The organism is Streptomonospora sp. PA3, from assembly GCF_009728995.1.
Taxonomy (GTDB): domain Bacteria; phylum Actinomycetota; class Actinomycetes; order Streptosporangiales; family Streptosporangiaceae; genus Streptomonospora.
This window is the reverse complement of sequence record NZ_VTZW01000016.1, coordinates 84,623-98,779: the sequence shown is the minus strand read 5'-3', so window position 1 is coordinate 98,779 and position 14,157 is coordinate 84,623. Positions and strand designations below refer to the sequence as shown.

Below are 14,157 nucleotides of genomic sequence, written 5' to 3'. Positions count from 1 at the left end.
ACGCGGCCGGGGGTGTCCGGGCGGCCGGGCCGGGCCGCCGCGTTCACAGCGGGCAGCCCTCCAGGCGGATGCACTCGGCGTTGGCCACCGGGTCCGCGGTGTAGTAGAGCCCGCCCGGCTCGATGTCGCCGAGCAGGTCGGAGACGGTCACCGTGGTCCAGCCCCGCTCCTCGAAGTGCTCCAGGATCCGCGGCAGCGCCTCTACCGTGGCCCGCTCGCCGTCGTGCATCAGCACCAGGCCGTTGGGCGGGGTGTAGTCGGTGACGTTGGCGGCGATCTCCGCGGCGCCGATCCCGGTCCAGTCCTCGGAGTCGGTGTCCCAGACGATCTGGGCCTGGCCGTGCTCGGCGGCGACCTCGGCGACCTTCGCGCCGGTGCGGCCGAACGGCGGCCGCAGGATGCCGACCGCCGTGCCGGTCTCGCGGCGGATCAGCGCGTCGACGGTGTCGAGTTCGGCGTCGATCTCCGCGGGGGTCAGCTTCGTGAACGACTCGTGGGTCTCGCCGTGGCTGCCGATGCCGTGGCCCGCCGCCCACGCGCGGCCCACCAGCGCGGGCCGGTTGCGTATCTCGTTGCCCGACAGGAAGAACGTGGCCGTGGCGTCGTGCTCGGCCAGCACCTCCAGCACCCGCGCGGTCTGCTCGCTCGGCCCGTCGTCGAAGGTGAGGGCCACGCAGGTGGTCTCGGCCCCGCACTCGTGGTCGCCGCCCCCGGGGGAGGAGCCGGGGATGTCCGGGCTCTGCGGAGCGGCGTCCTGGTCGGGGGCCTCCACCGAGAACGCGTGGGGCTCCAGGCCCGAGGCGCCCCGCACCCGTTCACCCAGTTCCGACAGCAGCGGCCGGGCGTCGGCGGCGGCGACCACGGCGGCGACGCGGCCCTCGCCGACGGGCGCGGCCCGCCCCGCGTCGAACTCCACGACGAGATCGCCGCCGCGGTTGAAGCCGATGGAGTCGTAGAGCCGGTATCCCGGGTGGATCCCGGACGGGTCGGCACCGGTGCGCTCCAGGGCCGCGGCGACGAGCCGGTCCAGCTCGCGCAGCGCGGCGTCGCCGGCCAGCAGCTCGGTGGAGTAGGCGGTGTGACCGGTGCCGGCGTCGTAGTAGTAGGTGGAGTAGGCGTCGTGGCGGCCGCGGTGGTCGACCTCGGTGCGGATCAGCCGCACGCCGACGACGCCCCGGCCCGCGGCGGTCAGCTCCCAGTCGACCTCCAGCCGCTCGGCCTCGTCATAGGCGCTGCGGAAGTCGGCGGCCTCGCGCTCGACGATCCGGGTGAGGCGCTCGGTGAGCGGGCGGGCACCGGGGATCTCGGGCACCGACGCGCGCACCGTGAACCCGTCGCCGCTGAGGCCGGCGCCGAAGCGGTGCTCGGCGAGGCCGGGCACGTTGTCGGCGGCGAAGGAGGTGAACGCGGTGGGCAGGGCGGCGGGCGGCGCCAGTGCGTTGCAGCCGGCCGCCGCGGCCAGCGCGGCGGCGCAGACCAGCAGTCGGCCGCGGGCGGGCCTGCTCGTCGGCGCGGCTCCGACAGCGGCTGGAGGCATCGCCCGGGTTCCTTCCACGTTGCCGGAAGCGCCGCGGCGGTCCGGGCGGTCGCTGGCGTCCCCGCCGGGCCCGGGCCGCGTCGGCGCGTATGCCAGCAACGTAGGCCATCGGGCGGCCGGGAAGAACGGCGACGCGCGAGGTGTCCGGAACAGGTCAGCGATCGCGGCAGGTCAACGCGGCGGCGGCTGGGGCGTCGGCCCTGCGCCGGTTCGCCCGCCGGCGCTGTTGCGGGTCAGCGCGGCGCCAAGGGCAGTGCCGAGTCGAGTTCGGCGCCCAGCAGGGGGCCTGCCAGGTGGGAGGAGCGGATGCGCACACCCGTCACCCTGTCGGCGAGCGCCAGCACTGCGGCCCCGGGATCGGTCTCGCCGACCGTGCCGCCCAGGCCCACGGCGCTCATCTGCGCCTCCAGCGCGTCGGGGCGGGTGCCGCGGCGCACCTGCGGGGTGCGGGCGTCGAAGAACGTCTGCAGCACGCCGTCGATCACCCAGCGGAACTCGTAGCGGTGGTCCATCAGCACCCGCACCGACACCAGTTCGGTCTCGGCCGAGAGCGCGCGGTAGCACTCCGGCCGGGTCGCCCGGCAGCCGGTGGGCTCGACGATGACGGTCCAGCCGCCCACGGACAGCGCGTGGACCGTCATCGGGGGGCGGTCCTCCGAGCAGCACAGGGCGGCTTCGACGGCTTCGGCGATGGGCAGGCAGCGCAGGTCGCGCTCGGCGACGCCGAGCCGGCCCAGGGCGGCGGCCTTGCTCAGGCCTCGGACGTAGGAGAGGCAGTAGGCTTCGGCGAGGTCCGGCTGAGTCTCCCGCAACCAGGCGTAGTCACGGGCCAACGCAACGGCCATCGGAATTCCCTTCACGTCCACGGGGCACGCTGTGGTGGCTGCTCACGTCGTCGGGAACGACCGCCTCAACCTTCGCGTTCCCCCACGGCGGCTTGTCAAGCGGGCCGGTTGAGGACAAGGCGGGACGGTTCGGCAGCCCCTGTGCGGGTAACCGGCCTCGTCGGCTTTCCCAGGGGCATCCCTGTGCCACGGCGCACCAGCCTACGCGCGAGCGCGGGGTGCCCCGCACCGGGGACACCCCGCGCCCAATCGCGGTCGGCGACGCCGCCGAGCAGCCGCCCGCGGCGGCGGGCGCCCAGCTCACGCCGGTGTATCAGTCCGACGGGCCGGCCGAGGGCGAGGCCTCGGGCTGCTTCGGATGGCCGTTGAGGTACTTCCTGCCGGGCTCGGTCTCGCCGAGCAGTTGCGACACCGTGACCATGGTGTAACCCTTGTCGCTCAGCCGCTTGAGGATCTCGGGCACGGCGTCGACGGTGGTGCCGTGGATGTCGTGCATCAGCACGATGGACCCTGGCCGGGCGCGCTCGACGGCGCGGTCGCTGACCAGCCCCGCGTCGTGGTCGCGCCAGTCGTTGGTGTCGATGCTCCACAGGATCTGCGCCTGGCCCAGCTTCTCGGTGACCTCGGCGACGCCGCCGTCGGTGGCGCCGTAGGGCGGGCGCATCAGATCCATGCTGTAGCCCGTCTCGCGCCGCACGAGCTCGGTGACGGTCTCCAGCTCCTCGGCGACGGCGTCGTGGCCCAGCGAGGTCAGGTCCGGGTGGTGGACCGTGTGGTTGGCCAGCTCGTGGCCCTCGGCGTACTCGCGCCGCACGGTTTCGGGGTGCTCGCGCACCGGGCCGCCGGTCAAAAAGAACGTCGCCTTGGCGTCGTGCTCGGCCAGCGCGTCCAGCAGCTCCGGTGTCCGGGCGCCCGGACCGTCGTCGAAGGTCAGCGCGATGCACTTGGAGTCGGGATCGTGGCAGTCGACGTCGTCGCCGGCGGTGGCGAAGGTGCCCGGCACGCTTCCCTCGGGCGGGCCGTCCTTGGGCGCGCTGGCGGCGGTGTCGATCGCGAACTCGGGCGTGACCGTCACCGCGGCCTTCTGCGCCCGCTGCCCGAACGGCGACAGCAGCGGCTCCACCTGCTTCTTGGGTACGACGGCGCGGACGCGGCCCTTCTTCGCCGGGGCGATCTCGCCCTCGTCGAACTCCACCACCATGTCGCCGTCGGGATTGAAACCGATGGAGTCGTAGAGTTCGGCGATGGGGTGCAGCGACGCGGTGTCGACGGAGCCGGTGTCCTTCAGCCGCTTCTTGACCATGCGATCGAACTTCTCCAGCTGCCGCTGGCCGGCCAGCAGTTCGGTGGAGTAGGACGTGCGTCCGGACTCGGTGTTGTACCAGTAGGTGGAGTAGCCGGTGCGCTCGCCGTCGTCGTCCTTCTCGCGCTGGATGAGGCGCACGCCCAGGACGTTGCCGCCGGCCGCGCTGACCTGCCAGTCGACCGAGTAGGACTTCGCCCCCTTCTCGACGCCCGCGAAGTCCCGGGCCTCCTGCTCGGTGATCTCGGCGAGCCGGTCGGCGAACGGGCCGGCCTTGGGGATCCGCGGATACGACAGCTCGGCCTCGACACCTCCCTCCAGCTTCTCGGTGGAGGTCTGCTCCTTGAGACCGGGGATGTGGGCGGTGTCGACGACTGTCAGCTCGTCCCGCTTGCCTGTGGCGCGTGTGGGCGCGGGCGAGGGCGATGGAGATGCGGAGGCACCCGCCGACGCCGGGTCCGCTTCGCCGCCGGAGCAGGCGGTGAGCGCCAGTAGCGCCAGCGCGGCTGCGGCCGAGGCTGCGCGCAGAGCCGCCGCGCGGCTGCGCAGCGCCTCCCCGGATCGCGGGCGGGTTGATGAATGCGAGCCATCGGGCTGGTGCTTCAACGGGTGCGCGTCCTTCACGGGTCTGATGTCGGGTGCCGGTGGATCTGTCGCCCTGGGAATCCGCGCAGTTTCCGCGGATGACATATCGATTCGGACACGGTCCATCATCGGTCGAGGGTAATCCGCGAAGCAGCCGGTCAGGCGACACGAAACGTCATGACGCGGCCAACATCCGCACAAGGTTCGCCAACAGGCGCCCGCGGGCGAGGGTGGGGTGCGCGGGGCGGCGGGACCTCGTCGGAGTGCCGGGGGTGCCGGGGAGATCCCGCGGAGCAGGGGAGGCCCCGGGCGCCATGACGGCCCGGATCATGATTGCAGCCGCGAGCGCGGCGCGCACGGATCGGCGGTGTGTGTCGCACATCCGGTTTCGCCGGGGTCCCGCGGCGGTCCTGCGGCCCGGGTGCGGGCGCACGCACGCGAAGGAGGGGGCGGCCCGCGGGCCGCCCCCTCCCTGCTGTGCTTGTGCTTCGCTGCGCCCCGCGGGCGGCGTCAGCCCCCGATGGGGGTCAGCGCCTCCTCACCGAAGTCGTGCATCATCGACTCGACGTCGGAGAACTCCAGCGGCGCCGGGGTGTCCTTGTCGGCGTTGAGGCCGGGGGACAGCGAGTAGCGGACCTCGATGTTCATGTTGCCCTTGCGGATCAGCATGGTGGCCACCGAGTCCTGTGTGGTCAGCACCACCTCGGTGGAGAAGACCAGCACGGCCTCGTCGCCGAGGTCGGCCTCCTCCTCGTTGTGGACCTCCAGCTCGCTGTAGCTGTTGCCCTCGTCGGTGGCGTAGTCCAGGTTCGACTGGAACTCCTCCTTGGCGCCCTCGACGGAGTCCGAGCCGGCGTAGGGGGTCTGGTAGGTGACCGAGAACCCGCCGTAGGTCTCGCCCTCGCCGTCGACGTACCAGTTGCAGGACGAGGAGGAGTCGGTGAGGTTCTTGCTCCCGTCCTGGATGCCGTACTCGGCGAGCATGTCCTCGGGGATGGCCGAGCAGGGCTCCTCGGGCAGCGCGTAGGGCGGGCCGCTGTCGGCCTGCTGCTGCTCCTCGCCGGAGTCCTCGCTCGGCTCGTCCGGGGGCGCCGTGGTCTCGTCGGGCTCGTGCGTGGGGTCGGTGACGGGCGGCTGCTCGGCCGGGTTGCGCAGCAGCACCACGAGCACGGCGATCACCAGGACGACGATGACCGCGCCGCCGCCGATGACGACGAACAGTCCGGCGTTGCTCTTCTTGGGGGGCGGGTAGCCGGGGTCCATCGGGCCGCCGGGGCCGGGGCCGTAGGGCGGCTGGCCGCCCCCGGCGAACATCTGCTGCTCGGGCGGCTGCTGGAACTGAGGGCCGGGGGCGCCGGGCTGCTGGGGGCCGTAGCCGGGGGGACCGTAGCCGGGCTGGCCGCCCGAGGGATCGCCGTAGGGGCCGCCCTGGTGCTGGTAGGGCTGCTGCGGCGGCTGATAGGGCCCGCCCCCGTAGGGCTGGCCGGGCGCCCCCTGCTCGGGTCCGGGCTGGCCGTAGCCGCCCCCGTAAGGCGGCTGCTGCCCGCCCGAGCCGCCCTCGCCCTCCGGAAACTGCGGAGGCTGTGTGTAGGGCCCGTTGTCGCTCATGACTCCCCTCGCGCCAGCTGAATTCGAAACGCTCCCTCAGACGCGCGTCGGCGCGCTTCTGGTTCCACCACCGCGCGGCCGCCCCAGGTCGCCGGGGCGGCCGCCGGGGAACGCGCGCGGCTTTCGGAACGGATCCCGGGAGCCGGTGGTGACCGCGCCGGTGGCACGGGTGGTCCGCGGCCCCGGCCGTAGCGCGGCCGACCGCTCCCGCGGGTGGCGGGGCGCGGGTCCAGGGGCCGGGGTTCGCATCCTAACCTCCGAGTGTGCCCGCGCCCCGGGCGGCGGGGGACGGTCGGCCGCGGATCGTCACCGTTTCGTGGTAGGAACGTGCCGTTTCGTGTCCTGCTCTGGGGCGTGTGTCCGATACCGGCCCCGCGGCGGCCGGATGCGGACGGCGCGGGCCGTGCCCCCACCGCGCCGGGCGGGCGTCACCGTTGCCCGATCGCAACCGCCGAGCGGGGCGGCCCCCTGCGCGGCGGGACGGGGCGGACTACCGTGGAGAGCACCTCGCCCGATCACCGGCACAGCCCCGGCGCCCGCGCGGCACGGGGCGGGAAGGCCCGCCATGCCCTCCTCGGACCCCGCAGGCCCCACACCGCCCGCCGAGCCGCGGCGCCGCGGATACGGGGCACCGGCCTGGATCGTGTTCGTGCTGGCGATCGTCTCGGTGCTGATGCTGCTCGGCGGCTGCGTGTCGGTGCTCTACGCCCCGGTGCTGACCGGAGGCTGAAGCGCCCCTAGAACATCGAGACGTGCACGTGGTCGTAGTGGTTCTGGGTGATGCTGCCGCGGTCCTCCATCGGGCGCCAGCCCTCGCCCCCGCGGCGGATGTCCCAGATCTGCTGGCGGTAGATCACGTACATGATCCCCAGCCGCTCGGCGTTCTTGCGCGCCCACTTGGCGATCCGCCAGCCGCGGTCGATCTGCTCCTGTGAGGGCATCTGGCCGTTGGCGTCGAGCATGAAGTCGCAGGCGCGGCCCAGCGGGTGCTGGCCCACGACCCAACCGCCGTTGGGGCGGTAGCAGCCCACACCGCCGGTGGAGGGGCTCTCGCCGAACTTCTCGATCACCAGATCGCGCATCTGCTCGGTGCGGGGCGTGATGTTGTAGGGGCCCTGCATCTCCTGCACCGGGTAGTCGGCGATCATCTCCTGGACCTCGGCGCGCCGGCTCTCCAGCTCTTCGAGGTCCTTCTCGACGGCCTCCAGCTTCTCTTCGGCGTTGGCCTGCGCCTTCTCGTCGCGCTCGATGGCCTGTTCGAGCTGGTCGACCTTGTCCTCGTTGGTGGCCGACAGGTGGCCGACCAGCTGCGCCTGGTCGATGATGGCCTGCGGGTCGTCCTCGACGAACATCGCCAGTGCGGGGTCGATGCCGCCGCCGGTGTAACTGGCCACCGCCAACTGGCGCACCTGCTTCTGGGCCTCCTCGACCTGCTCGCGCGTGTTGTCGGCCCGCTCCTCGGCCTCTTCCGCGGCGGCGATCACGGCCTCCATGTCGCGCAGCTCGCCTCGGTACTCATCGCTCAGAGCCTCCGAGCGGTCGCGAAGCTCGGAGAGGCTGGGGTCGGCCGGGAGCGGTGCGGCGCTGCCGGCCGAGCCGGGCACCAGCGAGCACGCGGCCAGGACGGCGGCGGCCGCGAGCGCGGACGACAGGCGGTGCCGCGGCGCGTCGGGGTCGTCGAGGCGGCGGCGGCACGGGGGGTCGGGCGCCCAGAAGTCGGCGAAGTCGTTCGCACGGTCGGATCGTTCGGACTCCACGTGGGTCGCTCCTCGGCTGGCGCTGCGCCATCGGGCGGGGGCGCGCGCTCTCGGTCGGGTGCGTGGCGTGCTCGGGCGCGGCCGCGTGGCGGGGGGCGGGGGCACACCGAGCGCCCGCGAGCAGGCAGGTGTTTGACCTGTCGCAGATTAGGGTACCTAGTCCAGTTTGCCAATTGATCGCCCGTTCTTGGGCCGCGCATCGATTCTATGAACGCCGCGACCGGCCGCGGCGGCCAACGCGCCGCGCCCCCGGCATCCCGAGCGGGGCATCCGTCACACGGTGTGGGCGTGGGGGGATGGGATGTGTGGCCGGCCGCGCCGCCGCGGCGGCGGCGCGTGATCGGGCGCCCGCCGACGGTGCTGTGAAACCCCAGGTCACCAGGGCGTATCCGGCTGTGTCCGCGCTGGTGCCCATGGGGCGCAAGGGGCGCATGGGGCCTGCGGGGCCCGCTTCCGGTAACGGTTGGGTTTCTTCGTGATGTCCGGGCATTGACTGCGGGAGTGTGAGCCGATTCTCTTATGGGAGCGCTCCCAAAAGGGGGTACGGGGACGCAGTCGGTTTTGAATCCTCGTGTGACGTAAGGGGTCGCAGAATGTTCAAGCGCAGGCGCGGTGCCAATGTGGCCACCGCGATGATCGGCGGCGGAGCCCTGCTCCTCGCCACGGCATGCGGCGGCGGCGGAGAATCCGGCGACGGCCAGATCAATCTCGTCCTGGACACCTTCGGGGTCCCGGGCTACGACGCCCGCATCAAGCAGTTCGAGGAGGAGCACCCCAACGTCACGGTCGAAGAGCGAAACGTGACCGACGTGGCGAACTACACCCAGCAGCTGCAGCAGAACATCGCCGCGGGCAGCGGCGCGGGTGACGTCGTGATGGTCGAGGAGGCCAACGTCGCCCAGTTCTACGCCCAGCCCGACCAGTTCGTGGACCTCAACGACCACGGCGGCGCCGAGCTGGAGCAGGACTTCCTGCCCTGGAAGTGGGATCAGGGCCACGGCGCCGACGGCCAGCTGCTGGGCCTGGGCACCGACATCGGGTCCATGGGCATGTGCTACAACGTGCCGCTCTTCGAGGAGGCGGACCTGCCCACCGAGCCCGCCGAGGTCGCCGAGCTCTGGCCCGACTGGGAGGGCTTCATCTCCACGGGCGAGAAGTTCATGGAGGCCGAGACCGGCGCCGCCTTCGTCTCCACCATCCAGCCCTACTTCCGCGCGGTGATGGCCCAGCACGGCGGCGCGCCGTACCAGAACCGCCAGGGCGACCTGGTCATCGAGCAGACCGACAGCACCCGCGAGTCCTACGACACCGTGACCGCGATGGCCGACGCCGGCCTGTCGGCGAGCCTGCCCATCTGGTCGGAGGAGTGGAACGCCGGCATCCAGAGCAACTCCTTCGCCACCCTGCCCTGCCCCGCGTGGATGCTCGGCCACATCGAGTCCACCGCGGGCGACGAGGGCAACGGCCAGTGGAACGTCGCCGACGTCCCCGGCGAGGGCGGCAACTGGGGCGGCTCGTTCCTGTCGGTCCCGGCCCAGGGCGAGAACCAGGAGATGGCCATCGAGCTGGCGAAGTTCCTCACCAGCAAGGAGGGCCAGCTCAGCGCCTGGGAGGAGGCGAACGTGCTGCCGTCCAACCCCGAGGCGCTGCAGGACCCGAAGGTGACCGAGTTCACCCGGCCCTACTTCAACGACGCTCCGGTGGGCGAGATCTACAGCGAGACCGCGCTGGAGCTGGAGCCCGTCTACTACGGTCCCGACACCCAGGCCATCGACGACGCGTTCCGCGCCGCGCTGGAGTCCGTGGAGCAGGGCCAGGCGTCGCCTGACGAGGGCTGGAACACCGCCCTGGAGGAAGTCAAGCGCGCCACCGGCGAAGGCTGACCCTTCCGACCCGGCGGCCCGGCCTCTCCCCTCCGGCGGTGACCACGCGAGCGGTCACCGCCAGGCCGGGCCGCCTTTCACGCTGGCACCACCCGCTCACACCAGCCACACCCTGCCTCGACCGGACATTCGAAAGGAGCGCGACGTGACGTCCGTGCAGCACGGCGCCCCGCCTTCGCCCAGCCGGGGAGCGGACGGCACCGGCACGCGTCCTCCCGACCCGCGGGAGCGTGCGCGTGCGCGCCGCAGCCAGATGTTGAGCAGGCTCGACATCCGCACCTCGCCCTACCTGTTCATCGCCCCGTTCTTCCTGCTCTTCGGCGTCTTCGGGCTGTTCCCGCTGCTCTACACCGTCTGGGTCTCCCTGCACGACTGGAGCCTCATCGGCGGCAACGAGGGCTTCGCCGGCCTCGACAACTACGTCCGCCTCGTCGGCGACGAGAAATTCTGGAACGCGCTCTACAACACGCTGGGCATCTTCGTCATCGCGGTGATCCCCCAGCTCCTGCTGGCCCTGCTGCTGGCGGACACGCTCAACCGCCGGATCCGCTTCGCCAACGTGTTCCGGATGACGCTGATCCTGCCCTACATCACCTCCATCGCCGCGCTGGCCATCGTCTTCAGCACGGTCTTCGGCGGCGAGCAGTTCGGCCTGATCAACCAGATGCTGACCGCGATCGGGCTCGATCCCATCGCCTGGCGCGGCGACCGCTACTGGTCCTGGACCGCCATCGCGGTGATGATCGACTGGCGCTGGACCGGCTACAACGCGCTGATCTACCTGGCGGCGATGCAGTCGATCCCCAAGGACGTCTACGAGGCCGCCGACCTCGACGGGGCCTCGCGCATGCGGCAGTTCGTGCAGATCACCATTCCGCTGCTGCGCCCGACCATCATCTTCACCGTCATCATCTCCACCATCGGCCAGATGCAGCTCTTCACCGAGCCCACGATTTTCGCCGCGAGCCTGGGCTATGCCGGCGGCAACCAGGGCCAGTTCCAGACCGTGATGATGCTCGTCTTCCAGGAGACGTTCAACTACCAGAACTTCGGCTACGCCGCCGCGGTCTCGTGGGTGCTCTTCCTGCTCGTGGTGTTCATGGGGCTGATCAACGTATGGCTCACCAGCCGGATCAGGGGGGCGCAATGACAGCGACCACCACCCAGCCGCCCGCGCCCCCGAGGCCTCCCGGGCACCGCCGCCGCCCGGCCCGCGGGCGCCCCGGCGGCAGCCTGCGCCGCATGCGCCAGGCGACACCGCTGACCTACTTCGCGCTGATCCTGACGTTCGTCCTGTCGGTCTTCCCGCTGTGGTGGATGTTCGTCGTCGCCACGCGCACCACCACCGCCGCCTCCCAGTTCCCGCCCGTCCTGGTGCCCGGCGGCAACTTCCTGAACAACGTCGGCCGGCTCTTCGAGAACACCTCCGCCAACTTCATGACCGGCATGATGAACTCGATCATCGCCTCGACCACGGTGGCGGTCTCGGTCGTGTTCTTCTGCTCACTGGCCGGCTTCGCCCTGGCCAAGCTGCGGTTCAAGGGCCGTGCGTTCTTCACCGTCGCCGTCGTCATCACCATGGCGGTGCCGGTCCAGATCGGGCTGGTGCCCCTGCTGATCCTGATGGACTGGATCGGCTGGCGCGGCGAACTGCCGGCGGTGATCGTGCCGTTCATGGTCAGCGGCTTCGGCGTGTTCATGATGCGCCAGTACGTGCTGCAGACCATCCCCGACGACCTCATGGAGGCGGCCCGCATCGACGGGTGCTCCACCTTCCGGATCTACTGGAGCGTCGTGCTGCCGGCGCTGCGGCCGGCCATGGTGGTGCTGGGGCTGCTGACCTTCATGCAGACCTGGAACGAGTTCATCTGGGCGCTCGCGGTGCTGACACCGGAGAACCCCACGGTGCAGTTCTCCATCCAGCAGCTCAACCAGTCCGCCTTCGCGCGCGACTTCGCCCTGATGTTCACCGGCGCGACCTTCGCGACTCTCCCCTTGTTGATCATTTTCTTCGTGTTCGGCCGCCAGCTGGTCGGGCGCATCATGGAAGGTGCGATCAAAGCGTGACCCAATCACACGTGTCCACCGTCGTCGATCCGGCAACCGACACCGACCCCGGCACCGAACCCGCGATCCGATTCCCCGAGGGCTTCATCTGGGGCGCGTCCACGGCGTCGTTCCAGATCGAGGGGGCCACCACCGCCGACGGCCGCGGACCCAGCATCTGGGACACCTTCTCGGCGACCCCCGGAAAAGTGCGCAACGGCGACACCGGAGAGCCCGCTGTCGACCACTACCGGCGCTACGCCGAGGACATCGACATCATGCGCGAGCTGGGAATCGGCGACTACCGGTTCTCCATCGCCTGGCCGCGCGTCCTGCCCGAGGGCGGCGGCGCCGTGAATCGGGCCGGGCTCGACTTCTACGACCGGCTGCTGGACGGCCTCCTGGAAGCCGGCATCACCCCCTGGCCCACCCTCTACCACTGGGACCTGCCCCAGGCCCTGGAGGACAAGGGCGGCTGGCCCGCGCGCGACACCGCCTTCCGCTTCGCGGAGTTCGCCCAGGTGCTGCGCGACGCGTTCGGCGACCGCGTCAGCGACTGGACGACGCTCAACGAACCCTGGTGCGTGGCGTTCCTCGGCTACGCCGACGGGGTCCACGCGCCGGGCCGGCGCGAGCCCGCCGCCGCGCTCGCCGCGGCCCACCACCTGCTGCTGGGCCACGGCCTGGCCGCGGGGGTGCTGCGCGAGGGCGGCGGCGAGAGCCGTGTCGGGCTGACCCTCAACCAGACCACGCTGCGGCCCTACACCACCTCGCCGGCCGACGTCGCGGTGGCCCGCCGCGCCGACGGGGTGCGCAACCGGATCTTCACCGGACCGCTGTTCCAGGGGCGCTACCCGGCCGACATGCTCGAGGACCTTGCCGACATCAGCGACTTCGGGTTCGTCCGCGACGGCGACCTGGAGCTCATCTCGGCCCCGCTGGACTACCTCGGGGTCAACTACTACACCCCCCACTGGGTCTCGGCCACGGCCGATGGGGTGGACCCCTCCCGCATCGAGAGCGGCGGCGACAGCGGCGCCTTCGTCGGCTGCGACGACGTCGTCTTCGTCAGCCAGGGCCTGCCGCGCACCAGCATCGGCTGGGAGATCGACGCCACGGGGATGTACGAGGTCCTCGTGCGCCTGGCGGCGGAGTGCCCCGGCGTGCCGATGTATGTCCACGAGAACGGCGCCGCCTACGACGACGAGATCAGCGCCGACGACCGGGTCCACGACCCCGACCGGGTGGCCTACATCGACGCCCACCTGCGTATCGTGCACGAGGCGCTGAAGGCGGGTGTGCCCATGCGGGGCTACTTCGTCTGGTCCCTGCTGGACAATTTCGAGTGGGCGTGGGGCTACTCCCAGCGCTTCGGTGTCGTGCACGTCGATTACGAGACCCAGCGCCGCCGCGTGAAGGACAGCGGGCGGTGGTACGCCGACGTTGTGCGCAAGGGTGGTCTGCCCAGGTAATTGGGGATGTAATGCTGGGAGGGGCGCCGACCGCGCCCACCGCTGCGGGGATCGGGGAAGGTGTTGCGATGAGTGGGGTCCGGCGGCCGACGCTGGAGATGGTGGCCATGCGCGCCGGAGTCGGGCGGGGCACCGTTTCGCGCGTCATCAACGGGTCGGACCAGGTCAGCCCGGCTACACGCGAGGCCGTGCGCACGGCGATCGCCGAGCTGGGCTACGTTCCCAACCACGCGGCGCGCACCCTGGTCACCCGGCGCACGGACACGGTCGCCCTGGTTGTGCCCGAACCCAACGACCGCCTTTTCGCCCAGCCGTTCTTCGCCCACGTCGTGCGGGGCGTCAGCGCCACGCTCAACGAGCGCGACCTGCAGCTGCTGCTGACCACGGTGCGCTCCGCCGACGAGTACGGCAGGCTCGGCGACTACCTGACCGCCCACCACGTCGACGGCGTGCTGCTGGTCTCGCTGCACGCCGACGACCCCCTGCCGGACCGGCTGGCCGAGGCGGGGGTGCCGTGCGTGATCGGCGGCCGGCCGTCGTGGCAGACGAGCCACCCCATCCACTATGTCGACATCGACAACGTCGGCGGGGCGCGCACCGCGACCCGCCGACTCGTCGACACGGGGCGGCGCTGCATCGCCACGGTGGCCGGACCGCCGGACATGGTCGCGGGCGAGGACCGGCTGGAGGGCTACCTCGCGGCCATGCGCGAAAGCGGCCTGCCCACGCCGCCGACGCAGATCGTCCGCGGCGACTTCAGCTACGAGAGCGGCGAGGCCGCCATGCGCCGGCTGCTGGAGTCCGCGCCCGACGTGGACGGGGTGTTCGTCGCCTCCGACCCCATGGCGCTGGCGGCGCTGAAGGTGCTGCGCGACTCGGGCCGGCGGGTGCCCGACGACGTGGCCGTCATCGGCTACGACAACTCCTCCTTCGCCTCCCACAGCGACCCGTCGCTGAGCAGCGTGCACCAGCCCACCGAGCGCATGGGCGGGGAGATGGCGCGCATCCTCGCCGACGTCGCCATCCCCGGCGAGGCCGACTTCAGCGAGCAGGTCCTCGACACCCACCTGGTCGTCCGCGAGTCCGGCTAGGGCGCGGCGGGACTCGTCGCCCCAGCGGCG

Annotated in this window: 11 protein-coding genes; 6 read left to right on the top strand and 5 right to left on the bottom strand. The window is 71.7% G+C overall.

All coding sequences use genetic code 11. The annotated features are described in order from the left end of the window. Positions 1-43: 43 nt before the first annotated feature. The 4 genes from FZ103_RS16940 to FZ103_RS16925 form a co-directional block, all read right to left on the bottom strand. Positions 44-1,537 carry a polysaccharide deacetylase family protein gene (locus tag FZ103_RS16940; RefSeq protein WP_156002475.1) on the bottom strand — a complete coding sequence of 498 codons (1,494 nt, stop codon included), beginning with the start codon at positions 1,535-1,537 and terminating at the stop codon, positions 44-46. 233 nt (positions 1,538-1,770) lie between these two features. Continuing rightward, the gene (locus FZ103_RS16935) at positions 1,771-2,382 is read right to left on the bottom strand and encodes a DUF6461 domain-containing protein (RefSeq protein WP_156002474.1); all 612 of its coding nucleotides are present in this window, start codon (positions 2,380-2,382) and stop codon (positions 1,771-1,773) included. 313 nt (positions 2,383-2,695) lie between these two features. Continuing rightward, entirely contained in the window at positions 2,696-4,291 is a 1,596-nt protein-coding gene (locus tag FZ103_RS16930) for a polysaccharide deacetylase family protein (protein WP_255430080.1), read from the bottom strand. Between the two features lie 489 nt (positions 4,292-4,780). Then, a complete protein-coding gene (locus tag FZ103_RS16925; protein ID WP_255430079.1) occupies positions 4,781-5,878 on the bottom strand; it encodes a DUF3558 domain-containing protein in 1,098 nt (365 codons plus the stop codon). Positions 5,879-6,443: 565 nt separating this feature from the next. On the opposite strand from FZ103_RS16925, the gene FZ103_RS16920 reads away from it, so the two are divergent. Further along, the gene (locus tag FZ103_RS16920; RefSeq protein ID WP_156002472.1) at positions 6,444-6,608 is read left to right on the top strand and encodes a hypothetical protein; all 165 of its coding nucleotides are present in this window, start codon (positions 6,444-6,446) and stop codon (positions 6,606-6,608) included. 7 nt (positions 6,609-6,615) lie between these two features. Here the strand turns inward: FZ103_RS16920 and FZ103_RS16915 are convergent, their stop codons facing one another. After that, entirely contained in the window at positions 6,616-7,635 is a 1,020-nt protein-coding gene (locus FZ103_RS16915) for a hypothetical protein (protein WP_186356431.1), read from the bottom strand. Between the two features lie 593 nt (positions 7,636-8,228). Here FZ103_RS16915 and FZ103_RS16910 point away from each other — a divergent pair. The 5 genes from FZ103_RS16910 (at position 8,229) to FZ103_RS16890 (ending at position 14,127) form a co-directional block, all read left to right on the top strand. Beyond that, positions 8,229-9,518 (top strand): extracellular solute-binding protein, encoded by a 1,290-nt coding sequence (locus FZ103_RS16910; RefSeq protein WP_255430078.1) that lies wholly within the window; start codon positions 8,229-8,231, stop codon positions 9,516-9,518. Between the two features lie 253 nt (positions 9,519-9,771). Then, positions 9,772-10,668 (top strand): carbohydrate ABC transporter permease, encoded by an 897-nt coding sequence (locus FZ103_RS16905; RefSeq protein WP_156002924.1) that lies wholly within the window; start codon positions 9,772-9,774, stop codon positions 10,666-10,668. Between the two features lie 92 nt (positions 10,669-10,760). Further along, complete coding sequence (locus FZ103_RS16900) at positions 10,761-11,585, top strand: carbohydrate ABC transporter permease (protein WP_156002471.1); 825 nt, start codon at positions 10,761-10,763, stop codon at positions 11,583-11,585. 65 nt (positions 11,586-11,650) lie between these two features. After that, complete coding sequence (locus FZ103_RS16895) at positions 11,651-13,036, top strand: GH1 family beta-glucosidase (RefSeq protein ID WP_186356526.1); 1,386 nt, start codon at positions 11,651-11,653, stop codon at positions 13,034-13,036. 68 nt (positions 13,037-13,104) lie between these two features. Then, a complete protein-coding gene (locus FZ103_RS16890) occupies positions 13,105-14,127 on the top strand; it encodes a LacI family DNA-binding transcriptional regulator (protein ID WP_156002470.1) in 1,023 nt (340 codons plus the stop codon). Positions 14,128-14,157: the final 30 nt, after the last annotated feature.

What these genes read in the sequence shown, in the direction of transcription:
- FZ103_RS16940 (WP_156002475.1), bottom strand. Translation starts at nt 1,537, where the DNA reads ATGCCTCCAGCCGCTGTCGGAGCCGCGCCGACGAGCAGGCCCGCCCGC.
- FZ103_RS16935 (WP_156002474.1), bottom strand. Translation starts at nt 2,382, where the DNA reads ATGGCCGTTGCGTTGGCCCGTGACTACGCCTGGTTGCGGGAGACTCAG.
- FZ103_RS16925 (WP_255430079.1), bottom strand. Translation starts at nt 5,878, where the DNA reads ATGAGCGACAACGGGCCCTACACACAGCCTCCGCAGTTTCCGGAGGGC.
- FZ103_RS16920 (WP_156002472.1), top strand. Translation starts at nt 6,444, where the DNA reads ATGCCCTCCTCGGACCCCGCAGGCCCCACACCGCCCGCCGAGCCGCGG.
- FZ103_RS16910 (WP_255430078.1), top strand. Translation starts at nt 8,229, where the DNA reads ATGTTCAAGCGCAGGCGCGGTGCCAATGTGGCCACCGCGATGATCGGC.
- FZ103_RS16905 (WP_156002924.1), top strand. Translation starts at nt 9,772, where the DNA reads ATGTTGAGCAGGCTCGACATCCGCACCTCGCCCTACCTGTTCATCGCC.
- FZ103_RS16900 (WP_156002471.1), top strand. Translation starts at nt 10,761, where the DNA reads ATGCGCCAGGCGACACCGCTGACCTACTTCGCGCTGATCCTGACGTTC.
- FZ103_RS16890 (WP_156002470.1), top strand. Translation starts at nt 13,105, where the DNA reads ATGAGTGGGGTCCGGCGGCCGACGCTGGAGATGGTGGCCATGCGCGCC.